At 67.9% G+C, this 24528-nt stretch carries 25 protein-coding genes, 1 tRNA gene and 1 pseudogene; 10 read left to right on the top strand and 17 right to left on the bottom strand.

What is annotated here, in order from left to right:
* Positions 1 to 61 precede the first annotated feature (61 nt).
* Positions 62 to 643: a DUF1439 domain-containing protein gene (locus tag NQV17_RS01515; protein ID WP_257768153.1), complete on the top strand. Its 582-nt coding sequence runs from the start codon at positions 62 to 64 to the stop codon at positions 641 to 643.
* Between the two features lie 78 nt (positions 644 to 721).
* Entirely contained in the window at positions 722 to 1552 is an 831-nt protein-coding gene (locus tag NQV17_RS01510; protein WP_044846253.1) for an undecaprenyl-diphosphate phosphatase, read from the top strand.
* A 124-nt stretch (positions 1553 to 1676) separates the two neighbouring features.
* Here NQV17_RS01510 and trmB read toward each other — a convergent pair whose 3' ends face one another.
* A complete protein-coding gene (gene trmB / locus NQV17_RS01505; protein WP_059605632.1) occupies positions 1677 to 2444 on the bottom strand; it encodes a tRNA (guanosine(46)-N7)-methyltransferase TrmB in 768 nt (255 codons plus the stop codon).
* A gap of 142 nt (positions 2445 to 2586) precedes the next feature.
* Positions 2587 to 2661, bottom strand: a tRNA-Gly gene (locus NQV17_RS01500).
* Between the two features lie 295 nt (positions 2662 to 2956).
* Between NQV17_RS01500 and NQV17_RS01495 the strand changes: the two genes are divergently transcribed.
* Positions 2957 to 3301, top strand: coding sequence for a cupin domain-containing protein (locus tag NQV17_RS01495; RefSeq protein ID WP_027783759.1), 345 nt, complete (start codon positions 2957 to 2959; stop codon positions 3299 to 3301).
* Between the two features lie 120 nt (positions 3302 to 3421).
* Here the strand turns inward: NQV17_RS01495 and NQV17_RS01490 are convergent, their stop codons facing one another.
* Complete coding sequence (locus tag NQV17_RS01490; protein WP_257768147.1) at positions 3422 to 4519, bottom strand: GlxA family transcriptional regulator; 1098 nt, start codon at positions 4517 to 4519, stop codon at positions 3422 to 3424.
* Positions 4520 to 4526: 7 nt separating this feature from the next.
* The gene (gene gabP, locus NQV17_RS01485) at positions 4527 to 5921 is read right to left on the bottom strand and encodes a GABA permease (RefSeq protein ID WP_257768145.1); all 1395 of its coding nucleotides are present in this window, start codon (positions 5919 to 5921) and stop codon (positions 4527 to 4529) included.
* Between the two features lie 523 nt (positions 5922 to 6444).
* On the opposite strand from gabP, the gene NQV17_RS01480 reads away from it, so the two are divergent.
* The gene (locus NQV17_RS01480) at positions 6445 to 7605 is read left to right on the top strand and encodes an enolase C-terminal domain-like protein (RefSeq protein WP_257768143.1); all 1161 of its coding nucleotides are present in this window, start codon (positions 6445 to 6447) and stop codon (positions 7603 to 7605) included.
* Between the two features lie 83 nt (positions 7606 to 7688).
* Here the strand turns inward: NQV17_RS01480 and NQV17_RS01475 are convergent.
* The 3 genes and pseudogenes from NQV17_RS01475 to NQV17_RS01465 form a co-directional block, all read right to left on the bottom strand.
* Positions 7689 to 8225: pseudogene (locus NQV17_RS01475) on the bottom strand (chromate transporter).
* On the bottom strand, positions 8222 to 8833 hold the full coding sequence (locus NQV17_RS01470; protein ID WP_257768141.1) for a chromate transporter: 612 nt from the start codon (positions 8831 to 8833) through the stop codon (positions 8222 to 8224). Before NQV17_RS01470 ends, NQV17_RS01475 begins: the two are co-directional and overlap by 4 nt.
* A gap of 132 nt (positions 8834 to 8965) precedes the next feature.
* A complete protein-coding gene (locus NQV17_RS01465; protein ID WP_257768139.1) occupies positions 8966 to 9721 on the bottom strand; it encodes a DeoR/GlpR family DNA-binding transcription regulator in 756 nt (251 codons plus the stop codon).
* Between the two features lie 81 nt (positions 9722 to 9802).
* On the opposite strand from NQV17_RS01465, the gene NQV17_RS01460 reads away from it, so the two are divergent.
* On the top strand, positions 9803 to 10408 hold the full coding sequence (locus NQV17_RS01460) for an NUDIX domain-containing protein (RefSeq protein WP_257768137.1): 606 nt from the start codon (positions 9803 to 9805) through the stop codon (positions 10406 to 10408).
* Positions 10409 to 10487: 79 nt separating this feature from the next.
* The gene (locus tag NQV17_RS01455; RefSeq protein WP_257768135.1) at positions 10488 to 11372 is read left to right on the top strand and encodes a Sir2 family NAD-dependent protein deacetylase; all 885 of its coding nucleotides are present in this window, start codon (positions 10488 to 10490) and stop codon (positions 11370 to 11372) included.
* A 33-nt stretch (positions 11373 to 11405) separates the two neighbouring features.
* Here the strand turns inward: NQV17_RS01455 and NQV17_RS01450 are convergent, their stop codons facing one another.
* On the bottom strand, positions 11406 to 12617 hold the full coding sequence (locus tag NQV17_RS01450) for a S53 family peptidase (RefSeq protein WP_257768133.1): 1212 nt from the start codon (positions 12615 to 12617) through the stop codon (positions 11406 to 11408).
* A 408-nt stretch (positions 12618 to 13025) separates the two neighbouring features.
* Here NQV17_RS01450 and crcB point away from each other — a divergent pair, with 408 nt between their 5' ends.
* Positions 13026 to 13412, top strand: a complete 387-nt coding sequence (crcB, locus tag NQV17_RS01445; RefSeq protein ID WP_096503549.1) for a fluoride efflux transporter CrcB — start codon at positions 13026 to 13028, stop codon at positions 13410 to 13412.
* A 24-nt stretch (positions 13413 to 13436) separates the two neighbouring features.
* The gene (locus NQV17_RS01440) at positions 13437 to 13787 is read left to right on the top strand and encodes a DUF190 domain-containing protein (protein ID WP_044846233.1); all 351 of its coding nucleotides are present in this window, start codon (positions 13437 to 13439) and stop codon (positions 13785 to 13787) included.
* Between the two features lie 14 nt (positions 13788 to 13801).
* On the opposite strand, the gene NQV17_RS01435 is transcribed toward NQV17_RS01440, so the two are convergent.
* Positions 13802 to 14365, bottom strand: coding sequence for a YggT family protein (locus NQV17_RS01435; protein WP_044846232.1), 564 nt, complete (start codon positions 14363 to 14365; stop codon positions 13802 to 13804).
* A gap of 76 nt (positions 14366 to 14441) precedes the next feature.
* Positions 14442 to 15371: a Rossmann-like and DUF2520 domain-containing protein gene (locus NQV17_RS01430; protein WP_257768129.1), complete on the bottom strand. Its 930-nt coding sequence runs from the start codon at positions 15369 to 15371 to the stop codon at positions 14442 to 14444.
* A 517-nt stretch (positions 15372 to 15888) separates the two neighbouring features.
* Between NQV17_RS01430 and NQV17_RS01425 the strand changes: the two genes are divergently transcribed.
* A complete protein-coding gene (locus NQV17_RS01425) occupies positions 15889 to 16179 on the top strand; it encodes a hypothetical protein (protein ID WP_257768128.1) in 291 nt (96 codons plus the stop codon).
* A 100-nt stretch (positions 16180 to 16279) separates the two neighbouring features.
* Here the strand turns inward: NQV17_RS01425 and NQV17_RS01420 are convergent, their stop codons facing one another.
* Positions 16280 to 16954: a LysE family translocator gene (locus NQV17_RS01420; protein ID WP_124892500.1), complete on the bottom strand. Its 675-nt coding sequence runs from the start codon at positions 16952 to 16954 to the stop codon at positions 16280 to 16282.
* Positions 16955 to 16988: 34 nt separating this feature from the next.
* A complete protein-coding gene (locus NQV17_RS01415; RefSeq protein ID WP_257768127.1) occupies positions 16989 to 18545 on the bottom strand; it encodes a UbiD family decarboxylase in 1557 nt (518 codons plus the stop codon).
* 596 nt (positions 18546 to 19141) lie between these two features.
* Between NQV17_RS01415 and NQV17_RS01410 the strand changes: the two genes are divergently transcribed.
* The gene (locus tag NQV17_RS01410; protein WP_257768126.1) at positions 19142 to 20269 is read left to right on the top strand and encodes a lytic transglycosylase domain-containing protein; all 1128 of its coding nucleotides are present in this window, start codon (positions 19142 to 19144) and stop codon (positions 20267 to 20269) included.
* A 120-nt stretch (positions 20270 to 20389) separates the two neighbouring features.
* Here the strand turns inward: NQV17_RS01410 and NQV17_RS01405 are convergent, their stop codons facing one another.
* The 5 genes from NQV17_RS01405 to NQV17_RS01385 form a co-directional block, all read right to left on the bottom strand.
* The gene (locus tag NQV17_RS01405) at positions 20390 to 21586 is read right to left on the bottom strand and encodes a pyridoxal phosphate-dependent aminotransferase (protein ID WP_124487764.1); all 1197 of its coding nucleotides are present in this window, start codon (positions 21584 to 21586) and stop codon (positions 20390 to 20392) included.
* Between the two features lie 70 nt (positions 21587 to 21656).
* A complete protein-coding gene (gene nusB / locus NQV17_RS01400) occupies positions 21657 to 22094 on the bottom strand; it encodes a transcription antitermination factor NusB (RefSeq protein ID WP_044846225.1) in 438 nt (145 codons plus the stop codon).
* Positions 22091 to 22606, bottom strand: coding sequence for a 6,7-dimethyl-8-ribityllumazine synthase (gene ribH / locus NQV17_RS01395; RefSeq protein ID WP_040143614.1), 516 nt, complete (start codon positions 22604 to 22606; stop codon positions 22091 to 22093). The genes nusB and ribH overlap by 4 nt, the downstream gene beginning before the upstream one ends.
* A 53-nt stretch (positions 22607 to 22659) precedes the next feature.
* On the bottom strand, positions 22660 to 23802 hold the full coding sequence (gene ribBA / locus NQV17_RS01390) for a bifunctional 3,4-dihydroxy-2-butanone-4-phosphate synthase/GTP cyclohydrolase II (protein ID WP_257768121.1): 1143 nt from the start codon (positions 23800 to 23802) through the stop codon (positions 22660 to 22662).
* 187 nt (positions 23803 to 23989) lie between these two features.
* On the bottom strand, positions 23990 to 24508 hold the full coding sequence (locus NQV17_RS01385) for a DUF1993 family protein (RefSeq protein ID WP_257768119.1): 519 nt from the start codon (positions 24506 to 24508) through the stop codon (positions 23990 to 23992).
* Positions 24509 to 24528: the final 20 nt, after the last annotated feature.

The raw sequence follows: 24528 nt of genomic DNA, 5'->3' as shown, positions 1-24528 counted from the left end.
CCACATGGGGCGGAGCCGATAACCGGACTGCCGCTTCGCCCGATACAGGAGATTGTTCAGCATGACCGCATTTTGCACGCCCGGCCGGCGCCGCTTCCTCGCCGCTTGCGCCGGCGCCATCGGCGTGTCGGTATCGCTCGCCGCCTGCGCGTCGACGTTCCCGTTCATCCCCGATCACTACACGTTCTCGCGCGGCGACGTGCAGAAGGCCGTCGCGCGCAAGTTTCCGTACCAGAAGACGGTCGCGCAGGTCGTCGACGTGTCGCTGGCGAATCCGGCCGTCAACCTGCTGCCCGACCAGAACCGTGTCGCCGTGCAGCTCGATGCGCATTTCGCGAGTCCGTTCCTGAGTGAACCGGTGAGCGGCAAGTTCACCGTGTCGGGCCAGCTGGCCTACGACGCGCCGAGCCGCTCGGTCGTGCTGAAGGCGCCGGCCGTCGACAGCCTCGTGCTCGACGGCAACGCGCAGATGTACGCGCAACAGGTCGGCGCGGCCGCCGGCCTGCTCGCGACGCAGGTGCTGACCAACTATCCGATCTATACGTTCAAGCCCGAGCAACTGCAATTTGCCGGCGTGAACTACGAACCCGGTACAATTACGATTCTTACAAACGGCATACGCGTGGCGATCGTCGAAAAGTGACGGCGCACCGCGCGCGGCCGGGCGGGCCGCGGCGGTGACGCTGCCCTTTCTTTCGACTACTTCGGAGTTGGGCCACGGATGGACTGGATCCTGATCTGCAAGGCATTGATCCTCGGCGTCGTCGAGGGGCTGACGGAATTCCTCCCGGTGTCGAGCACCGGCCACCTGATCGTCGCGGGCAGCTTCCTGAATTTCAACGATGCGCACGCGAAGACCTTCGATGTCGTGATCCAGTTCGGCGCGATTCTCGCGGTCTGCTGGGAATACCGGCAGCGGATCGTGTCCATCGTGTCCGGGCTGCCGAGCCGGCCCGACGCGCAGCGCTTCACGCTGAACGTCGTGATCGCGACCATTCCCGCGATCGCGCTCGGCCTGCTGTTCGAGAAGAAGATCAAGGCCGTGCTGTTCTCGCCGGTGCCGGTCGCATTCGCGCTCGTCGTCGGCGGCGCGATCATCTTGTGGGCCGAGGCGCGGCAGCGCGAACGCAGCGAGCCGCCGCGCGTGCAGTCGGTCGATGCGCTCACGCCGCTCGATGCGCTGAAGGTCGGCCTCGCGCAATGCTTCGCGCTGGTGCCGGGCATGTCGCGCTCCGGCTCGACGATCATCGGCGGGATGCTGTTCGGCCTCGACCGGCGCGTCGCGACCGAATTCTCGTTCTTCCTCGCGATTCCGATCATCTTCGGCGCGACGCTCTATGAAACCGTCAAGGACTGGCAGGCGTTCACGGTTGATTCGCTCGGCCTGTTCGCGCTCGGGCTGGTTGCCGCGTTCGTCAGCGCGTTCGTGTGCGTGCGCTGGCTGCTGCGTTTCGTCGCGACGCACGACTTCACCGTGTTCGCGTGGTACCGGATCGCGTTCGGCCTGTTCGTGCTGCTGGTGGGCTACAGCGGGTGGCTGAACTGGGCGTGATGCCGGTGCGGGGGCGAAGGTGCTCCCGACAGATGGATGAAAAACGGCCCGATCGGCAAGATGCCGGTCGGGCCGTTCTTCATTGCGCGGCGCGCAGCGTGCGCCGTGCCGCCGCGAGCCGTGTTCAGCCGGCGCGCTTGCGGAACACCAGGTCCCACACGCCGTGGCCGAGCCGCAGCCCGCGCCGTTCGAACTTCGTGACGGGGCGGTAGTCGGGGCGCGGCGCGTAGTCGGCGGCCGTGTTTTCGAGCGTCGGTTCGGCGCCGAGCACTTCCAGCATCTGTTCCGCGTAGTTCTGCCAGTCGGTCGCGCAATGCAGGTACGCACCCGGTTTCAGGCGCGATGCGAGGTGCGCGACGAGCGGCGGCTGGATCAGCCGGCGCTTGTGGTGACGCGCCTTGTGCCACGGATCCGGGAAGAAGATGTGCACGCCGTCGAGACTTTCCGGCGCGAGCATGTGCTCGAGCACTTCGACCGCGTCGTGCTGGATGATGCGGATGTTCGGCAGGTCCTGCTCGCCGATCAGCTTCAGCAGCGCGCCGACGCCCGGCTCGTGCACCTCGACGCCGAGGAAGTCGTCGCCCGGGCGATGCGCGGCGATTTCCGCGGTCGACGCGCCCATCCCGAAGCCGATTTCCAGAATGCGCGGCGCGCGGCGGCCGAACACGGCGTCCCAGTCGGGGATTTCAGCGGCGTACGGCACGACGAAGCGCGGGCCCAGATCGTCGAGCGCGCGGCGCTGGCCGGTCGACACGCGGCCTGCGCGCGTCACGAAGCTGCGGATGCGGCGTCGGTGCAGCGGATTGACTTCGTCGGCGCCGTCGGCGGCTTCGTCGGGAAGGGCGGCGTCGTCCGGCGGCAGGCCGGCTTCGTTCGGATCGTCGTGCATCATCGGTGACAGAGAAAGGCTTGGTTCGGGCGCGGGCCCGTTACGCCCGTTACGCGCAGCGGTGCTGCCGGATGGACAGGCAGATGGTACAAAAAAGCCGCCTTCGACGAGGCGGCTCTTGCGCAGGCTGCCGAGCAGCCGAAGGTGGAGCGGGCGATGGGAATCGAACCCACGTCATCAGCTTGGGAAGCTGAGGTAATGGCCATTATACGACGCCCGCAGAACGCGTAATTCTACAGGGTTTGGCGCAGATGTTGCAAGCGAGGCGTTTTGGCCGCCGGCCTTGGAACCGGCATGGCCCGGTGGCGGTGCGATCGATCGCCGGTAATGAGCGTCAAGGATCGGCCTGCAGCGGTCCGTCAACGCAAGGCCGTCCGGAAAATGCGCTGGCAGGTGCGCCTGCCAGCGGGCCCGTGTCGAAAATGGACGAGTCGGTGTCGGACGCATACAAGCCGAGGTGCAGCTTTCGAACTAACGTGACAGACCTCTTACCCGATCGTTAGTCTGGAGCTGACATGTCCGATTTCATCACCGTTCTGCGCAAAACCTGCCCGACCCCGGTCCTCGACGCGACCAAGTGGAAGCGCATCGGCGGCGATCCGCACACCGTGAACCTCAACGCCTACGTCTCCAAGGACGGCAGCAAGATCATGGGCACCTGGATCTGCACGCCGGGCAAGTTCGAGGTGAACTACGAGAAATGGGAGTACTGCCACTTCCTCGACGGCTACTGCATCATCACGCCGGAAGGCGAGGAGCCGGTGCACCTGAAGGCCGGCGACGTGTTCGTGATCGAACCCGGCATGAAAGGAACGTGGGAAGTGGTGGAGACGGTGCGCAAGTACTTCGTCTTCGCCTGAGCGAGTTGATCGGTTCGGGCTGCGCCAACGCGCCGGTCGTTCCGACGCATTGAGTCGCGCCCTTCAGCCGACACCGACGAACAGCGGTTTCAGCCGGGATCGCCAGCAGCGGACTCCGGCTCAATAAAATTCGTTCCGGTTCGGAAACAGCTCGCCGAGCGTGGTCGCACGCTCGGCCGGTTCCACGATCGCGCCGATCGTGCCGGGTGCCTGCTGCTCGCGATAGGCGCTCGGCGACATCCCGAAGGCCCGCCGAAACTCCCGCCCGAGATGCGACGCATCGGCAAATCCGCAGGCCGCCGCAATTTCGGAGATGTTCCTGTCCAGATGCATCAGCATCCATGCGGCCGTGCGAATCCGGATCGCCCGGTAGCATGCTGCCGGCCCGCTGCCGGTCGCTTCCCTGAACAGACGTTCCAGCTGTCTTGCCGAGAGATCCAGCCGTCGCGCGAGCTCGTCGATGGTCATCGAGTGACTGATGTGTTGTTCCATCAGCAGGATCGCGCGCTTCACCTTCGGATGCGCGTTGGGCGCGACACCGGGCGGATGCGGTTGCGGCGCGCTGACCGTTTCGCGCCCGTCAACCAGCAGGATCCGAAGCGCCTTGTAGACGATCGACGGCTCGATGTGCCGCACCAGGATCGCGGCCGCGACATCGATCGACGCCCGTCCGCCGGAGCAGGTCACGCGCCGGCCGTCCAGCACGTAGAGGCGATCTGAAACGACGAGCTTCGCGTCGACGGACGGAAATCGCTCGATGAAGTCCCAGTAGTGAAACCAGCTGATGCAGATCCGGTGGCCGGCCATGACGCCCGCGCGCGCCAGCGCGAACGCGCCGGTGCAGATGCCGACCAGCATCGCGCCTGCCGACGCGGCCGCGCGAATGAATTCCAGCGTCGCCGCGTCGAGTTCCGAGCGGGCATGCAGCAGCCCGCCCACGACGACCACGTAGTCGTATGCCTGATGCGTATCCAGCGACGCCCACGCCGGGATCTGAATTCCGCAGCTTGCGCGAACGGGGGCGGCCATGTCGCCGAGGATCGTCCACGACAGCCTGACCGGCCGGCTGTTGTCTCCCTCGTCGGCCGCGAGCCGCAGCACGTCGATCATCCCCGAGAACGCCGTCAGCGTGAAATTCGGCAACAGGACGAAGCCGAACCGGATGCGTGCCGGCGTGTCGGGTTCCGGTGCGCTCGCGACCGGTGCTGCATGACTCATGACGTCCTCAGGCCGACGATGCACCGCGGCGGCCAACGCTTGCCTGCGCGTCGCGACTGCGCTGGTTCAGCCCCGCGGCGATCAGCACGAGACCGGCGAGCACGCCGGTTGCCGCGACTTCCATCCGGTGGCCGTCGAGGAACAGCATCGTGACGAGCGTCCCGCAGATGAACACGATCACCGCCCACGTCAGCCACGGGAACAGCCACATCCGCAGCGCCAGCGCGGAACCGTTGATGTCGAGCAGGCGGCGCATCCGCAGTTGCGACACCGCGATCACCAGATACACGAGCAGCGCGATCGCACCGGAGGTCGCGATCAGCACGTTGAACACTTGCTCAGGCACCACGTAGTTCGCGATCACGGTCAGGAAGCCGAACGCGGTCGATGCAAGCACGGCCGCACGCGGCGTGCCGGTCGAATCGGTGCGTTGCAGGAACGCCGGCGCGTCGTTGCGCTTCGCGAGCGAGAACATCATCCGCGACGCGGTATACAACGCCGAATTCAGGCAACTCGCGACCGACACGAGCACGATCACGTCGATGATCGCCTTGGCATGCGGCACGCCGAGCAGTTCCATCACGCGCTGGTACGAGCCGTGCACCGGCAGCAGCGGATCGTTCCACGGCACGATCGCGGTGACGAACAGGATCGAGCCGAGGTAGAACAGCGAGATGCGCCAGATCACCGAATTCGTCGCGCGCACGATCTGCCGCTCGGGATTCTCGGATTCGGCCGCGGCGATCGTCACGATCTCGGTGCCGACGAACGAGAACATCGTCATCAGCATGCCGGCGAACACCGCGCCGATCCCGTTCGGCATGAACCCGCCGTGCGTGACCAGGTTCGAGAAGCCTGACGCACGGCCGCCCGGCAGCAGCCCGAACACGGCCGCACCGCCGATCGCGATGAACAGGGCGATCGCGACGACCTTGATCAGCGCGAACCAGAACTCGAATTCGCCGTAGTTCTTGACGGAGAAGAGATTGGTCACCGTCAGCAGCAGCGTCACGCCGAGCGCGAAGATCCACGTCGCGATGTTCGGGAACCACGCGTTGAGGATCGTGGCGGCAGCCGTCGCCTCGATCGGGATCACCAGCACCCAGAACCACCAGTACAGCCAGCCGATCGTGAAGCCGGCCCAATGGCCGATCGCGCGATCGGCGTAAGTCGAGAACGAGCCGCTGTCCGGATGGGCGACGGCCATTTCGCCGAGCATGCGCATCACGAGGACGACGAGCGCGCCCGTCAGCGCATAGGCGATCAGCGCCGCCGGCCCTGCTGCCGCGATTGCGTGGCCGGAGCCGACGAACAACCCCGCACCGATCACGCCCGCGATCGACAGCATCGTGACGTGGCGTTGCTTCAGGCCTGTGGCCAGGCCCGTATGACTACCATTCATGTCGTCCTCCAATCCGTGTTTTTAATGTCTTGCCTGCTGTCCGTTGAACTGCGCGTTGCAGGAAGGTGATATGGCTTTGCCTTGTCCGGCGACATGTATCTTCTCGGCACAAAACCACGCGATCTAGAAAATATCCGACCGCGACCCATAACAAATGCGACGCGCTGTTAACCGGCAGCGACATGTTTCGCGTGCGATGCCGATCGGCGCGGCGGTGCCGCGGGACAACGGCAAATCGCGGGGGCGCTAGCGGATCTCGGCGCGCGTTGCCAAGACCGCGAATGGCCGACGCGCAAGTGCACGTGTCACGCGCATCGCGCATGACGGAGCACGCGTCCGCACACCGATGCGGTACGGCGCGATTCGGACGCCGTCGATCGAGTCGCATGACTTCACGGCATCGCGACGATCGCGAGCGTGCAGGGCATCGCGCAAGCGCCTATGATGCAGCGATCCGCCCGTCACGCCGGCTGCCGCGCGTGCATGGCCCGCGAACGCCGAACGTTTTCCCGGAACCCCGACCATGCGCATCACCGACATCCGCGAGCAGGCGATCCCGGTTTCCCGCTATGCCGATCCGGCGATTCCGTCGGGCGGCCTGACGACGAGCGTCGTCGCGATCGTCACCGATGTCGTGCGCGATGGCCGGCCGGTCACGGGCTACGGCTACGCGTCGGTCGGCCGCCATGCGCAGGGCGGGCTGATTCGCGAACGGTTCGCGCCGCGCCTGCTGGCCGCCGCGGACGCCATCGCCGACGACGCCGGCACGAACCTCGATCCGTTTCGCGCATGGCGCGCGATGATGGCAGGCGAGAAGCCCGGCGGGCACGGTGAACGCTGTGTCGCGGTCGGCGTGCTCGACATGGCGATCTGGGATGCCGCCGCGAAGATCGCCGGCCTGCCGCTCCATCGCTTCGTCGCCGACCGGCTCGCGCGCCACGCGGCGCCTCGCGTGCGCGTCTACGCGGGCGGCGGCTACCGCTATCCGCACGACGATCTCGCGCACCTGTGGGACGAGATGCGCCGCATCGCCGATCTCGGCTACACGCACGCGAAGATCAAGATCGGCGGCCCGGATATCGACCAGGACACACGCCGCGTCGAAGCCGCCGCGGCCTGTCTTGCCGGCAGCTCGCATCTCGCGGTCGACGCGATGAACGCGTACGACGCGACGAGCGGCCCCGCTGCCGCCGCGCGGCTGGCGCCGTTCGAACTCTGGTGGTTCGAGGATCTGTGCGACCCGCTCGACCTGCCGCTTCATGCGGACCTGACTGCGCAATACACGCCGCCGGTCGCGGCCGGCGAGGCGTTGTTCTCGCTCGCGGAAGCGAAGCTGCTCGGGCGCTACGGCGGCCTGCGCCCGGACCGCGACGTTCTCGTGTTCGATCCGGTGCATTGCTATGGCCTGCCGGGTTACCTGCAGATCGTCGACCATTTCGTGTCGAACGGCTGGCGGCGCGATGCGTTCTGGCCGCATGGCGGCCATCTGTTCTCGCTGCACGTCGTGTCGGCGCTCGGGCTCGGCGGCGCGGAAGTCAGCCCGTTCGCGTTCCATCCGTTCAGCGGGCTGGCGGACGGCGCAACGGTCGACGCCGGCTACGCGCCCGTGCCGCAGGCGCCGGGCATCGGTTTCGAGCTGCATGCCGATGCCTGGCGCGCGTTTCGCTCGCTCGCGGGCCGCTGACCGGCGCCGCCGGTGTCAGCACGCGTCGATCGCGAAGCGGGCCGTGCATGCGCTGGCGGACCGGCTTGGCGCCGATGCCGCCGTCAGCCGATCGCGTGCACGCCGACCAGCAGCAACGCGCCGACGACGATCAGCAGCAGCGCATGAATGCGCGTGACCATCACGCACACGGTCGACCCGACCGCGATCGCCCGTGCGGCCCAGCCGCCGTCGAGCGAGCGCAGCAGCACCCAGACCGACGCGAGGATCATGCCGGCCGCGACCGGGCGCAGGCCGGCTTCGAGTGCGATCTGCCAGCGTGCGCCCTGGTGCCGCCGCCACAGATGCGCGACGCCGTAGATCAGGAACGCGGTCGGCCCGAACAGCGCGAGCGTCGCGATCACCGCGCCCCAGAAGCCCGCCACCTGTCAGCCGATCAGCGTCGCGAGCAGCGAGCCGGGGCCGGGTGCCATCCGCGCGATCGCGAAGTCGTTCACGAACTGCGTGGCCGTCATCCAGTGATGCACGTCGACGACCTGCCGCTGGATGTCGGCGATGATCGCCTGTCCGCCGCCGATCGTCGCGATCGACAGCGGCGCGAATACGCCGAACAGGGCGGCGTAGCGTGACGGGGGCGTCATCGTTCGGCGCTCCCGGCCGCGGCGGCGCCCGCACGGCGGTATTCGAGCGCGACGCTCAGCGTGCCGCCGATCAGCACGGCCCAGACGAGCGGCCAGTGCAGCACCGCCACCGACACGAACGTGAGCGTCGTCACCGCGAACGGCAGCGCGCGGCGCGGCAGCCGGCGCACCGCGGTGATCGCCATCGAGATCGACAGCCCGATCGCCGCGGCGGCCGCGCCAGCGAGTGCGACATGCGTGAGCGGAAAGCGCGTGAGCGTCGAGAACGCAACGCCGAACAGCACGATCAGCACGGCCGGCGGCGCGATGATGCCGGTGAAGCCGGCCACCGCGCCGCGCCATCCGGCCAGGCGGTAGCCGATCCAGATCGCGAGATTCTTCACGTTGACGCCCGGCAGCGCCTGCGACAGCGCGAGGCCGTTGAGGAACGCCTCTTCGTCGAGCCAGCGCCGCTCGTGCACGAAGTCGCGCATCATGCGCCCGCTCAGCCCGCCGCCGAAGCTGGTGAGGCCGATTTGCGCGAACGCGATGAACAGGGCGAGGACGCCGGGGGGCGGGGCAGCGCCGTCGGGCGGCGCGGGTGCGATCGGGGTGGCGGGCGAAGACATCGGACGGACAAGGCGCGGCGGGTGGGCAGTCGCCCATGGTAGCAAGCGGTGCCTGTCAGCACGCTGACATCGGGCCGGCGAGGATGCTTGCGCAACGACGCCGGCGCCGCGGCCGCCGAAGCCGGCGCGCGGCTAGGCCCGCACGACCGTCACGCCCGCGGCCTCGATCGGCTCGGTCAGCGCCGCATCGGTTTCCCGTTCGACGACGATGGCCTGTGCGAGCGCGAGCTCGCCGATCACGAACTGCGACGCCGCACGCAGTTTGGATTGCGACGCCAGCACGATCGTCTCGCCGGCTCGCGCGGCCAGCGCGCGCTTGATCGCCGCTTCCTCGAAGTCGCCGGTGCTGAGCCCCGCGACCGGATGAACGCCTGTGACGCCCATGAAATACAGGTCGGCGTGGATGCGCGCGATGCCTTCCATCGCCGCGGCGCCCACCGCGACGATCGAATGCTTGTACAACCGTCCGCCGATCAGGATCACGTCGATCGACGGATGCGCGGCCAGCGCGACGGCGACGCTCGGGCTGTGCGTGACGATCGTCGCGCGCAGGTCGGGCGGCAACTGGCTGACGAGCAAGGCCGAGGTCGTGCCGCCGTCGACGATCACGACCTGTCCGGGCGCGATCATCTGCGCGGCCCGGCGTGCGATACGCCGCTTTTCCGCCGTGTCGAGCGTCTCGCGCTGCGCGAACGGCGCGACGGCCGGCGACGCCGGCAGCGCGCCGCCGTGCACGCGTTGCAGCAGGCCTTCGGCCGCCAGCTCGCGCAGGTCGCGGCGGATCGTGTCCTCGGACACACCGAATTGCGCGCTCAGTTCGACAGCCAGCACCTGGCCGTCGCGGGCGAGCGCGTCGAGGATCGCTTTCTTGCGTTGGGTCGTCAGCATCGTGATTGCACGAAATTTCTTGAAATTGCACGAATATGCACGTTACCATGAGCGCCGTCACTTGTCGAATGGGAGGCCGCCATGGCCGCAACGCGGGACCGCGTCCGCATCGTCGATACGACGGTGCTGTCCGATGACTGGTATGTGCTGAAGAAGGTCACGTTCGATTTCCTGCGCCGCGATGGCACGTGGCAGCGCCTGAGCCGCGAAACCTACGATCGCGGCAACGGCGCGACCATCCTGCTGCGCAACGCGGCGACGGGCGACGTGCTGCTCACGCGGCAGTTCCGGATGCCGGCGTTCGTCAACGGACACGACGGGATGCTGCTCGAAGCCGCCGCCGGCCTGCTCGACGACGCGACGCCCGACACACGCATCCGTGCCGAGGCCGAAGAGGAAACCGGCTATCGCGTGCGCGGCGTGCGCAAGGTGTTCGAGGCGTTCATGAGCCCGGGCTCGGTGACGGAGAAGCTGCATTTCTTCGTCGGCGAATACGATGCATCGCTGCGCACGGGCGACGGCGGCGGGATCGCGGAGGAGGGCGAGGATCTCGAGGTCGTCGAGATGCCGCTGCACGCGGCGCTGGATGCCGTCGAGCGCGGCGAGATCGTCGACGCGAAGACGATCATGCTGCTGCAGTACGTCGCGCTGCGTGAACCCGCGGGCAGGCGCGCCACGACGGGATGATGCCGCGGCGCGGCACTCGAACGGGCGTATGATCGCGCGACGCCATTCGTACACCGTTCGACGCTCCCGCTGCGCCATCATGCCGATTTCCGATTCGCCCGACGCCATCGGCTCTGCCGATTCCAACGCCGTTGCCGTGCCACTGCCGGCGCATCTGGTCGCGTCCGCCGTCGAGGCGCTCGCGCGGGCCGATGCGCTGCTCGTGACGGCCGGCGCCGGCATCGGCGTCGATTCGGGGCTGCCCGATTTCCGCGGCACCGACGGCTTCTGGCGCGCGTATCCGGCGCTGCGCCACGAGCGTTTCGAATTCCACGAGATCGCGTCGCCGCAGGCGTTCCGCGCGCATCCGCAGCTTGCGTGGGGCTTCTACGGGCACCGTCTCGAACTATACCGTCGGACGGTGCCGCACGCGGGCTTCGCGATCCTGCGGCGCTGGATCGACGCGATGCCGAACGGCGGCTTCGTGCTGACGAGCAATGTCGACGGCCAGTTCCAGAAGGCCGGCTTCGATCCGGCGCGTGTCGTCGAGATTCAAGGTTCGATTCATTCGATGCAGTGCCTGCGACCCTGCTCGGACGACACGTGGGACGCCGCGCCGTTCACGCCCGACGTCGACGCGGCCGCGTGCCGGCTGGTCGGCGAGCTGCCGCGCTGCCCGCGGTGCGGCGGCCTCGCGCGGCCGAACATCCTGATGTTCGGCGACCACGGCTGGCTCGGCGAACGCTACGACGCCCAGGAGCGGGCGCTGCACGACTGGATCGCGCAGGCAGGACGGGTGAGCGTCGTCGAGATCGGCGCGGGCACCGCGATTCCGACCGTGCGGCTGCTGAGCGAACGGCTCGGCGCCGACGTGATCTGCATCAACGTACGCGAAGCCCATGCGCGCCGCGCGGACGTGATCGGGCTGAAGGGCGGCGCGCTCGCGACGCTCGCCGCGCTCGACCGCGCATGGCACGGCGGTTGAACGCCGCACCCCGGCACGGCCGGCGTTCGCCCGTTACGGCTGGCCGACGAGCGCCTGCACGAGTGCCGGGGCTTGCGGCGAACCGAGGCCGGTCACGTAGTCGTAGCCGCCCGCGGCGTTGCAGATGCTGCCGCAGCTGCCGTTGGACCCGGTCGTGACGTCGTGATAGTCGCTGCCGTAGGCGTTTTTCCCGACTGTATAGAGCGTGTTGTAGGTACCGCTCAACCGGCTTTTGCCGGCCGCCGCGCGCAGCGAATTCGCGATCGCGACGAGTGCCGACCATTGCGGCGCGCCCGCGCTGGTGCCGCCGACCTGGAACCAGCCCGCCTGCCCCTGGTAGGTGACCGAGTCGTACACCGCGAAACCGCTGGACGGGTTCGCGTCGTAGCTGACGTCGGGTACGCCGCGCTTGCCGGCGACCGGCACCGGCCATGCGGTCTGGCCGGCCGGTTCGCCCTCGAGGGAACTCACGCCGCCGCCGCTGCCGCTCCACGCGGCCTCGCCGACGTAGGCGCCGGACGCGTCGGTGGACAACGTCGTGCCGCCCACCGCCACCACGTACGGCGACGCCGCCGGGTACTCGGTGCCGGTGCCGCTGTCGCCGGACGACGCGACGAACGTGACGCCCGATACGTTGAAGTGGCTGTCGAAGCCGGTTTCGCTGTTGAACTCGTTGCCGCCGAAGCTCATCGACACGACCGACGCGCCGCGCTTGACCGCGACGTCGACCGCGGCCATCAGGTCGTTGAAGCTGGCCGACGCGGCCTCGACGAGCACGATCTTCGCCTTCGGCGCGATTGCATGTACCCATTCGACGTCGAGCGATATCTCGAGCGCCCAGCCCGAATCGGTCCTGGGCCGCGCGCCGCGTGCATATACCTTGGTGAAGCAGCCGTTTGCCGTGGTGCAGGCCGGCAACGAGAACGCGTTGCTGAACACGCCGAGATCGGACTCGATCCTCGGGTCGTCGTACGCGTCGACGATCGCAACGACCATCCCGTCGCCCTGGTTGGCGATCGAGTCGAATCCGTACGCGTGCCGGGTGAGCGCCGGCGTGAGGCCGGCCACCGTGGCCGTGCTTGCGCGCGGTTTCGTATGGAACGGCGGACGGGCGAATCCCTTGGGTGCACGGGCGCCCTCGACGTAGGACGGCGGCCCGTTGTCCCCGGCGAGCGCGACGCTCGACGCGAGCAGCGACGCGCACAGCGCCGGTATCAACATGGAAGACAGGCGGATATTGTTCATTCTTCGAGTCTCCATGTCGATGGAGTAGGGGGCAAAACAATTCTACGAAATCGGCTGGGTAAATTGCATCGGATATCGAACGAATACGGGAATATCTGATGAGGGTAAATACGTGAAATGCCAATGGAATGTGGCTTTCAAGCGCTGGCCTGCCTTCGGATAAAGCTGATCTCCGGTATTAAAAATCTGATAAATAATCGCCGCCGGTTTTGATTTGTAATGTCCGGCGTAATCGATTGGAAAACATCGATTGCGGCACGGGTGCCGGAATAACGAAATACGTGATGCCGGTGCGACGCGATCCGGGGCGCGCCCGACGGTCCTCCGGCATTGCCGTCGCGGCGCGATTGCGCATACAGTTCGGCGTAGGCCGCATCCGCGATGCGGGCTCGTCAGCGAGGAGCTCCCTTGTTCTATTCGATCGTCGCGATCTTCGTCGGCGCCGGGCTCGGCGCATTGCTGCGCTGGTTCCTGAGCCTTGCGCTCAACGCATTCTTTCCCGCCGTGCCGCTCGGCACGCTCGCCGCGAACCTGATCGGCGGCTACGTGATCGGCGTTGCCGCCGTCGTTTTTACCACCCGCGTCGGGCTGCCGCCCGAGTGGCGGCTGTTCGTGATCACCGGCTTCCTCGGCGGCCTCACGACGTTCTCGACCTATTCGGTCGAAGTGATGACGCACGCGGTGCAGGGCGAATTCGGATGGGCGTTCGCGGTGGCTGCCCTACACTTGACTGGATCGTTCACGCTGACGGCGCTCGGCATGTGGACCGCGCGCGCGTGGTTCGCGGCGGCCTGAGCGCGCCGGCACCGGGAGGACGCGATGGACAGGGTCTTCTTGCGTTTCTACGTGCACGAGCAGCACCGGCTGCACTGGAAGCCGCTGTGGGAGTGGTTGCTGGAGGAGGGAAACCGGATGGGGGTCGCGGGCGGTTCGGCGTTTCGCGCGATGGCCGGCTTCGGCCGGCATCGGGTGCTGCACGAGGACCGCTTTTTCGAACTGCAGGGTTCGCTCGCGGTCGAGGTCGAGTTCATCGTCACCGAGGACGAGGCGCAGCGGCTGCTCGAGCGCGTGTCGCGCGAGAAAGTGCGCGTGTGCTACGCGATGATTCCGGCGAATTTCGGCGTGATCGACACGCTCGAGGCGCCGCCGGCGCAGGGGCCGGCAGCGTAGCGCAACACGTCGGATCAGATGCCGAAGATCGTCAGCGACACGGCGGCGCGCGTGACGATCATCAGCAGCACCTGCACGATCACGAACAGCAGGATCGGCGACAGGTCGATGCCGCCGAGGTTCGGGATCACGCGGCGCAGCGGGTTCAGGAACGGCGCGGTGAGCTGGTAGAGGATCGGCATTGCCGGCGAGCGCGGATTGAGCCACGACAGCAGCGCCATCAGGATCGTCATCCAGATCACGAGATTGAGCGCCCACTTCACGACGGTGAGCAGCGCGACCACGACGAGCGTCGCGATCACCGAGGCCGGGTCGAAGCCGGCCATCACGACCATCAGCACCACATAGACGAGCGCGGTGAGCAGCGCTGCGACGACGCTTGCCCAGTCGATGCCGCGCACGCCCGCGATCACGCGGCGCAGCGGCAGCACGAGCCAGTTGGTCGCCTGCAGCACGGCCTGCGTGACGGGGTTGTACGGCGGCACGCGGACGGCCTGCATCCAGACGCGCAGGATCAGCGCGGCGCCGAACAGCGTGAAGACGGTATTGAGCAGAAAACGGGCGATCTCGCCGAACATCGTTGGCATCCTTTTTATACAGTCGAGTAGCGTGCGGCCGCCAACGCCGGATGGCGGCGCATCGGCCGACACCTTATCACGCCTCGTCCCGCGGCGGGGAGGGGTGCCCGGTCGTGCGCGCGAGCGACGTTTCGACGGCCTGCGCGAGCGCCGGCAGCGCGGCCGGCGGCGCGGCGCGCTTCGCCGCGAGCGCGACCGCGCGGCGGGTCATCAGCGCATAGAGCGTCGCGTGATCGCCGCCGCGCGCCTCGAGCAGCGCGAGCTGGCGCTCGACGATGCCGGTGTCGCCGCGCGATACCGGGCCCGCGAGTGCGTTCGCGAGGCCCTTGTCGCGCGCGGTCTCGATCGTGCCGGCGAGCATCGGCAGCAGCGCGCGCAGCGCCGCTTCCTCGTCGAAGCCGAGGCCGCGCCACAGCTCGACCGCTTCCGACAGGCCGCACAGCGCGAAGCTCGCCGCGTAATGTGCAGCTGCGTGATAGAGCATCCGGCCGCCGGACGGAATCGACAGCGGATGGCAGCCGAGTGCGGCAGCAAGCCGCAGCAGCGTCGCGTGCAGCGCGCCGTCGGCTTCGAGCGTGACCGAGCAGCCGTCGATGCGGGCGAGATCGGCGTCGGTGCCGCCGAACAGGTAGAGCGGATGGAAGCCGCCCGTGGCCGCGCCTTGCCGCTTGGCCGGATCGAGGAGTTCGACCGCCGACGCGCCGCTGCAGTGGACGAGCGCCTGGCCCGGCGCGCGCGCCGCGTCGAACCGCAGCGCCGCGGCGGTCGACGCGAGATGGTCGTCGGGCACGCTCAGGAAGATCAGGTCGGCGGCGCCGACGACCTGCTGCGGCGTGTCGACCGCGCGGCAACCGTCGATGCGCGCGGCAAGTGCCGTGGCCGATTCCGCCGTGCGGCTCGCGATCGCGACGACCGGAAAGCCGGCCGCCGCGAAACGCAGGGCGAGGCAGCGCGCCAGGCGGCCGGCGCCGATGAAGCCGAGGCGGGGAGTGTCGGGAAGGGACATGGCGGGTGACGAAGCGAAAACGGAGCAGCCGCCAGTATCGCAGGAATGCCGGGGCGGCCGCGCAAGGGCGGCGCCGGGCGAGGACGACCTGGACGGTGGCGTTCGACACGGACGGGGTACCGGTAAATTCGCGCGACCGTTTTCGCCGCCCCGTGACGATCGCCTGATTCGGCCCCGAATCACGCGGGGGCCGCATCCCCGTTGAATTGTCGGCGTCTTGTCTCAAATTTGTAATCGTTCATTACGGAAGCGTGCGCGCCGTGCTTACCGGATCCGGTAAGACTGACCGGACAATGTGTCGCGATTTCACTGGTCGGACGGAATCACGCGACCGGCAAGCGATGTCGAGGATCCGCCAAGCCACGCCGCACGGTGGCTGCAGCCGGATGGAATTGCAATTTGCAACAAATGCGCGATACGCGCGCGGCAGGTTTTCGCTACATTGCTTCCATGCGACGTGCATGCCTGCCGTTGCCGACAGGGGCGCACAAATTACCGCTCCAGCAGGAGAATCGAAGTGAAAAAGCTCATTCCGTTCATCGCCGCCGCCGCGCTGGGCCTGGGTGCCGCGAGCGCCGCGCAGGCCCACGTGTCGATCGGGGTCGGCATCGGGGTTCCGATCGCACCTGCGTATCCCGTGTATGCAGCGCCGCCGCCCGTGTACTACGCACCGCCGCCCCCGCCCGTGTATTACGCGCCGGCGCCGGCCTACTATGCACCGCCCCCCGTGGTCGTCGGCGGCTACTACGGCCGTCCGTACTGGCGTCACGGTTACGGCGGCTGGGGTCATCACGGCTGGCGTCGTTGACGTGTCCCGCGCGGCCTGACCGCGCGCGGCAAAACGGCGCAACGTCCCTCGCGGGGCGTTGCGCCGTTTTTCATTGGGCGCGCGATCCGGTGCGCGCCGGTTACGACACGGCGTGCGCAATCAGGTCGCGATAGCCGCCGACGATCACGCTGTACGAGAAATACGCGAACAGCAGCGCCGACGCGACGTGGCACGCGCGCATCAGCCCCGCGCCCGCGCGCTTGCGGCCCTGGCTCGCGAGCGTGCACATGAAGAGCGTCCACGCGAGGCCGCCGAGGAAGAAGCCGGACAGGAACACCGACGCCGTGGCCGGCGTGGTCGCGCCGGCTTTCGCGATCAGCGCGCCGCCGACCGCCGCGAACCACAGGATCGCGCTCGGCGACGACATCGCGAGCAGCATCCCGCGCATGAAGCTGCGCCGCGCACTGGCACGCGGCTGCGGCGTGTCGTCCGCATCACCGTCGTCGGTGCCGCCGGCCGGCGCAAGCGCTTCGCGCGCCATCTTCCACGTGAGGAACAGCAGCACCGCGCCGCCGCCGATCCAGACGATCCAGCGCACGGCCTCGAACTGCAGCAGCACGGCCATGCCGGCGAGCGCGAGCGCCGCGTAGACGAGGTCGCCGACGCACGAGCCGACGCCGAGCCAGAAGCCGGGCCGGAAGCCGTGCGACAGCGTCAGCGACAGCATCGCGACGTTGACGAGGCCGATGTCGAGACACAGCGACAGCGACAGGAAGAATCCGTCGGACAGCATCGAGGCGGGGGGAAAGCTCATCGTCGTTCTTGTCGGGTGCGTTCAACGCGCGGACTTACAGTCCGATCTCCTGCCAGAGGCGGTCGACGCGCGCCTTCACGGCGGCGTCCATCTCGATCGGGCGGCCCCATTCGCGGTTCGTCTCGCCGGGCCACTTGTTGGTCGCGTCGAGCCCCATCTTCGAGCCGAGGCCCGCGACGGGCGACGCGAAATCGAGATAGTCGATCGGCGTGCTGTCGACCATCACGGTGTCGCGCACGGGGTCGACGCGGGTCGTGATTGCCCAGATCACCTCGTTCCAGTCGCGGATGTTCACGTCCTCGTCGACGACCACGATGAACTTCGTATACATGAACTGCCGCAGGAAGCTCCATACGCCGAACATCACGCGCTTCGCATGGCCGGCGTAGCTCTTCTTCATCTGGACGATCGCCATCCGGTAGCTGCAGCCTTCCGGCGGCAGGTAGAAGTCGGTGATCTCGGTGAACTGCTTCTGCAGCAGCGGCACGAACACCTCGTTGAGCGCGACGCCGAGCACGGCCGGCTCGTCGGGCGGCTTGCCCGTATAGGTCGAGTGATAGATCGCGTCGCGGCGCATCGTGATGCGCTCGACGGTGAACACCGGGAACCACTCCTGCTCGTTGTAGTAGCCGGTGTGGTCGCCGTACGGGCCTTCGAGCGCGTGCTCGTATCCGGCGGCCGCATTGCCGGCCGGCCGCGGCGGTGCGCCGGCCGGGGCCGGGGCGGGCGCGCCTTCCTGCGGATAAATGAAACCTTCGAGCACGATCTCCGCGCGGGCGGGCACCTGCAGCGTGTCGACGCCGGGCGTCAGGCACTTCGCGAGCTCGGTGCGGCTGCCGCGCAGCAGGCCGGCGAACTGATACTCGGACAGCGAATCGGGCACCGGCGTCACCGCGCCGAGCGTCGTGGCCGGATCCGTGCCGAGCACGACCGCGACCGGATACGGCTTGCCGGGGTTCTTCAGCGCGAATTCGCGGAAGTCGAGCGCACCGCCGCGATGCGCGAGCCAGCGCATGATCAGCTTGTTGCGGCCGATCAGCTGCTGGCGGTAGATGCCGAGGTTCTGGCGCGGCTTGTTCGGCCCGCGCGTGACAGTGAGGCCCCACGTGACGAGCGGCCCCGCGTCGCCGGGCCAGCAGGTCTGGATCGGCAGCTTGTGCAGGTCGACGTCGGCGCCTTCCCAGACGATCTCCTGGCACGGCGGCGACGACACCGATTTCGGCGCCATGTCCCATACGGCCTTCGCGAGCGACAGCAGCTTGCCGGCGTCCTTCAGGCTCTTCGGCGGATCGGGCTCCTTCAGCGCGGATAGCAGCCGCCCGAGGTCGCGCAGCGAGCCGAGCGCGGCGTCGTCGCCCGCATCGACGCCCATCCCGAGCGCGACGCGGCGCGGTGTGCCGAACAGGTTGCCGAGCACCGGGAACGCATTGCCGGGCGGCGCGGCGAACAGCAGCGCCGGGCCGCCGGCGCGCAGCACGCGGTCGCACAGCTCGGTCATTTCGAGCACGGGCGACACGGGTTGCGTGATGCGCCGCAGTTCGCCGAGCGCCTCGAGGCGCTGGATGAAATCGCGTAAGTCTTTGTATTTCATGAAGAAGGTCCGGGCCGCCCGCAAGACGGGCAGCGATGGGTGGGCGCAGCGGCCGGCTGCGGCCCCGAATCGACCGCCGATTTTACCCGGGCCGCCGCGCGCACGCCCGGGCGGAGAAAAAAGTGGACCGCGCGCAGAGCCCCTACGGCAGGGGGCTCGCGATCTGAAGGGCGGTTCAAAATTACTTTTTGTTATAATTTGGAGGTTTTATAGTGTTGACGATCTATAAAACCCTGCTAGAATCCGCTCACATTGGCTGCAGGGTAAAAGGCTTCGAGCCGCCAATCACCGATCTTTGACGCAGCGCGTCACCGTCCGCCGAAACCTGCACGGCGTATTCGACGGCCTTTGTCGTAGTCCCAGCCAGCGCCACCAGACGCTGGTTTTTTGCGTGGGTGCCACCGCGTATGCCCGCCTCGCCCAGTGTGCGAAGGTGCCGGCCGTCTTATACCGTGGCCTCGAACGGTACTTATACCGTTTCCCCGATGCCCGCACGTCCGACCAAGGCGTGCGGCGTCGTGATTCCGCGGCGCGTTTTCTGTCTCGCCATCGAGCCGAGCGAGCCGCACGAGTCATGTTCATGGGAGATGATCTGAATGAACGCTTGGTTATCGTGGCGTCCCAGTGAGCAGCATGCACAGATCGTGCGCAACATGCTGCGTCGCGGGACGCGTGTCAGTCACCATTTATTCAGCGTTGTCGGCTGTTTCGCCGTCGCGATCGCACTGGCCCTGTGGCTGCTGCCGACCGTGCGCGGGAACCTCGCCGCGAAGCTGATGCCGGTCGTATCCGCGGCCGTGCAGGCCGGTCCGGCCCGTCTGCTGACCGGTCATCCGCTGCCGAACTTCGCGCCCGCCGGTGCGCAGCCGCAGCAGGAAGACGCCCCCGAGACGGATGCGCTCGCCGTCGGTCTCGACGTGGCACCGGATACCGCCGCGCAGAGCGATGCGTCCGATCCGGCCCGCAACGGCCCGTCGCCTGTCGCGCTCGCGAAACTGATCCCGTCCCAGCGGGTCCCGGCCGATGCGCGCGACGACCGTGCGCTCGCGTCGAACCGCCAGCAGGCGCTCGTCGCCACCTACCTGTCGCGCCGTTACCGGGTCGCCCAGGAGCCGCTCGGCCAGCTCGTCAAGGCCGCGTTCCAGACCGGCCACGACGTCGGCCTCGATCCGCTGCTGCTGCTGTCCGTGATGGCGATCGAATCGGGCTTCAACCCGTACGCGGAAAGCGGCGTCGGCGCGCAAGGCCTGATGCAGGTCATGTCGAAGGTCCATTCCGACAAGTTCGAATATTTCGGCGGTACCGACACCGCGCTGCAGCCGCTCGCGAACCTGCAGGTCGGCGCGCTCGTGCTGAAGGACTGCATCGCCCGCGGCGGCTCGCTTGCGAACGGCCTGCGTCTGTACAACGGCTCGACCAACCCGGACGACACCGTATACGGCTCGAAGGTCATGGCCGAGCGCGGCCGCCTGCGCGACGTCGCGCACGGCCGCAGCGTGCCGCTCAATGCACCGCAGGCGCCGGCCCAGCCGTCGAAGCCGATCGTCACCGCGGCCGCGACCGCAGCGGCAGGCAGCACGAAGCGCGTGCACGCGACGCTCGACGCGGCGCAGCCGATCGCCGCGAAGGCCGCCGCCGCGCCGAAGGGTGCGCCGCAGCAGGACGACGCGAGCGTCGACACCGCGAAGCAGGCGCACGGCGATCATTCGGAACTCGGCGCGTAAGTCACGTAACGCCCCGCGGTTCCGGCAGGACCCAAGCGAAAAGGCACCCGATTCGGGTGCCTTTTCGTTTTGGCGCGGACGGTAGCGCCCGGCACGCCGGCCGGGAGGGCCGCTCGGGCGTCAGTGCTGGCCGAACAGCGTCGCGAGCCGCTCGACGGCCTCTTCGAGGCGCGAATAGGCGGTCGCATAGGACAGCCGGATATAGTCGCGCGGCGCATGCACACCGAAATCCATGCCCGGCACCAGCACGACGCCCGCGTCGTGCAGCATCGCCTGCGTGAGCGCCGCGCTGTCGCCGGCCGCCGGATGGGCGACGCCGCCGCAGTGCGCATACACGTAGAACGCGCCGTCCGGCATCACGGGCACCGTGAAGCCGAGCCGTTCGAGCGCCGGCGCGATGAAGTCGCGGCGACGCTTGAATTCGAGACGGCGCGCCTCGTAGATGTCGAGCGCCGCCGGTTCGAAGCACGCGAGCGCCGCGTGCTGCGCGAGCGTGGACGGGCAGATGAACAGGTTCTGCGACAGCTTTTCGAACGTGCTCACGAGCGCGGGCGGTACGACCAGCCAGCCGAGCCGCCAGCCGGTCATGCTGAAGTACTTCGAGAAGCTGTTGACGGTGACGACATCGTCGCCGTACGACAGCGCCGACACGGGCGCCGCGTCATAGCTGAGCCCCTGGTAGATCTCGTCGACGATCGTGAAGCCGCCGCGTGCGCGCACGGCTTCGACGATCCGCTTCAGTTCGTCCGGCTCGAGCGACGTGCCGGTCGGGTTCGACGGCGACGCGAGCAGCACGCCGCGCGTGCGGCTGCCCCAGCGCGTGCGGACGTCGTCCGCGGTGAGCTGGAAGCGCGCTTCCGGGCCGCTCGGCACGAGCACCGGGCGGCCTTCGGCCGCCGCGACGAAGTGCCGGTTGCACGGATACGACGGGTCGGGCATCAGCACCTCGTCGTCGCGGCCGACGAGCGCGAGGCACGCGAGCAGCAGCGCGGCCGACGCGCCGGCCGTCACGACGATTCGCTCGGGGCTGATCGTGAGGCCGTAGGCGCGCGCGTAGTGCGCGGCGATCGCTTCGCGCAGCGGCGCGATGCCGAGCGCGCTCGTGTACTGCGTGACGCCGCGGCGCAACGCGGCCGCCGCCGCCTCGACGACGGGCTCCGGTGCGGTGAAGTCCGGCTCGCCGATGCCCATGTGGATAACATCGCGCCCGGAGGACTCGAGCCGCTGTGCCTCCTTCATCAGTTCCATCACGTAGAAGGGCTGGATCGCGTCGACGCGAGCGGCGAGCGTGACGAGCGAATCGGCGGTGGTATTCATTGGTCGAGCGCAGCGGGGAGGGGGAGGGAGAACGAAAAACGGGCGCTCGCGCGCCCGTCTACCTGCGGAATCAGCCGTTGCGGCGCGCCTGCGTTTCGGCGGGGCGCAGCTTCGCGGCGAGCTTGTCGAGCACGCCGTTGACGTACTTGTAGCCGTCGGAGCCGCCGAACGTCTTCGCGAGTTCGACTGCTTCGTTGATGATCACGCGGTACGGCGTTTCGACATGATGCGTGAGCTCGAACGTCGCGATCAGCAGCACGGCACGTTCGACCGGCGACAGCTGGTCGACCGGACGGTCCAGCGACGGCGTGAGGGCTTCGACGAGCGTCGCATGCTCGCGAATCACGCCGTGCAGGATCGCGTCGAGCAGTTCCTTGTCGGCCTTGTCGTAACCGAGCGCGCCGCGCAGTTGCGCGTCGATCTCGCCGGGGGCCGCGTTCGACAGCAGCCACTGATACAGGCCCTGCGTCGCCAGCTCGCGCGATTGTCGGCGGGCGCTCTTCTTCATGCGCGCTCCTCTTCGTCGTCTTCGTCTTCTTCTTCGTCCTCGTCGTCGCCGAGCTGGTCGAGTGCCATCGTCAGGTTGGCCATCTCGACCGCGACGCGTGCGGCGTCACGACCCTTTTCGGTCATGCGCGCGACGGCCTGCTCGTCGTTTTCGGTCGTCAGGACCGCGTTCGCGATCGGCAGGTTGAAGTCGAGGCCGATGCGGGTGATGCCCGCGCCGCTTTCGTTCGACACGAGTTCGAAGTGGTACGTCTCGCCGCGGATCACCGCGCCGAGCGCGATCAGTGCGTCGAACTGGCCGCTTTCCGCGAGCTTCTGCAGTGCGAGCGGGATTTCCAGCGCGCCGGGCACCGACACGAGCAGCACGTCTTCACCGGAGACGCCGAGGCGCTCGAGTTCTTCGACGCACGCATCGGCGAGGCCGTTGCAGACGGGTTCGTTGAAGCGGGATTGCACGATGCCGATACGCAGGCCGTCGCCTTCGAGATTCGGTTGGTATTGTCCGATTTCCATGATCTGGTCCGTGGTGTGGATGAACGGTTATAGGGCGAAAGCGTCGTGGCGGGTTACGCGTGGGACGCCGGGCAGGACTTGGCTTCGCCGCCGGGCATCGGAATGAAGCCCGTGACTTCGAGGCCGTAGCCGGACATGCTGCCCAGCTTGCGCGGATTCGACAGCACCTGCATCTTGGCGACGCCGACATCGCGCAGGATCTGCGCGCCGATGCCGAACGTCTTGAAATCGACCGGCCGGCGCTTCAGCGCAGCGGCCTTTTCTTCCTCGTCGAACGCCTTGAAGACGTCGATCAGATGTTCCTTCGTGTCGCCGCAGTTGAGCAGCACGATCACGCCGAGGTCGCGTTCCGCGATGTCGCGCATCGCCGCGTCGAGCGTCCACGAGTGCGTCGAGATACCCGTCTCGAGCAGGTCGAGGACCGACAGCGGCTCGTGCACGCGCACGGGCGTATCGACGTCGGGCGACGGCGTGCCGCGCACCAGCGCGATGTGCGGCGAGCCGCTCGGCTGGTCGCGGTACAGCACCGCGCGGAACGTGCCGTGCGCGGTCTGCATCGTGCGCTCGGCGATCCGCTCGATGATCGATTCGGTGCGGCTGCGGTACTGGATCAGGTCGGCGATCGTGCCGATCTTCAGGCCGTGTTCCTTCGCGAACTCGAGCAGGTCGGGCAGGCGCGCCATCGTGCCGTCGTCCTTGATGACCTCGCAGATCACCGCGGCCGGCGTGAGCCCGGCGAGCGCGGTGAAGTCGCAGCCGGCCTCGGTGTGGCCGGCGCGCACCAGCACGCCGCCCGGCTGCGCCATGATCGGGAACACGTGGCCCGGCTGCACGATGTGCTCGGGACGGACGTCGTGCGCGACTGCCGTGGCGATCGTGTGTGCGCGGTCGGCGGCCGAGATGCCGGTCGTCACGCCTTCGGCCGCTTCGATGCTGACCGTGAACGCGGTGCCGTACTGGGTGCCGTTGCGGTAGGTCATCAGCGGCAGGTGCAACTGCTTGCAGCGTTCCTGCGTCAACGTCAGACAAATCAGGCCGCGGCCGTACTTGGCCATGAAGTTGATCGCTTCCGGCGTGACGAATTCGGCGGCGATCACGAGGTCGCCTTCGTTTTCGCGGTCTTCTTCGTCGACCAGGATCACCATCCGGCCGGCTTTCAACTCCGCGATGATGTCGAGCGTGGAGGCGAGCGTCATAAGGGGGCGAGAAAGAGGAAAGTGCGTATTTTACGCCAGCCGGACTACGTTTCGGCTGGCACCGGCTGCGCGCGGCCGGCGAGCGCGCCGAAACGCGGTGCGACCGGCCTGCGAAGCGGGCCTGCCCGGGCCGCCGCGGCCCGCCCGATGTCAGGCAGCCGCAGGCTGGCCGGGGCCCGGCCGTGCGTCACGCGTGGTCGTTGCGGCCGCCGAGGTAGTCGAGCTTGCCGAGCTCGACGCCGCTGTGACGCAGGATGTCGTACGCCGTCGTCACGTGGAAGAAGAAGTTGGGCAGCACGAAGTTCAGCAGGTACGACTGCCCGGTGAACTCGATCGGACCGACGCGCATCTTGAGCACGACCTGGCGTTCTTCGCTGCCGTCGATCTGCGCGGCGTCGAAGCCTTTCAGGTAGTCGATCGTCTTCTGGATGCGCGCATGCAGTTCGTCGAACGTCTGCTCGACGTCGGGGTAGCTCGGGATGTCGACGCCGGCGAGCCGCGCGGCGCAACCCTTGGCCGTGTCGGTCGCGATGTACACCTGGCGGACGAGCGGCAGCATGTCCGGATAGAGGCGTGCGCCGATGAACACCGACGGGTCGATCTGCTTCTCGGCCGCATGCGCCTGCGCCTTGCCGAGGATGTGCTGCAGGTTGGTCAGGCCGCGGATCAGGACGGGCAGCGAAGCCTGGTACATCGAGATGGACATGGGGACGACTCCTGGAGGAA

Origin of the sequence: Burkholderia sp. SCN-KJ (assembly GCF_024656005.1) — a bacterium.
Classification (GTDB): domain Bacteria; phylum Pseudomonadota; class Gammaproteobacteria; order Burkholderiales; family Burkholderiaceae; genus Burkholderia.
The sequence above is the reverse complement of the archived record's forward strand: the minus strand, read 5'-3'. Positions and strand labels throughout refer to the sequence as shown.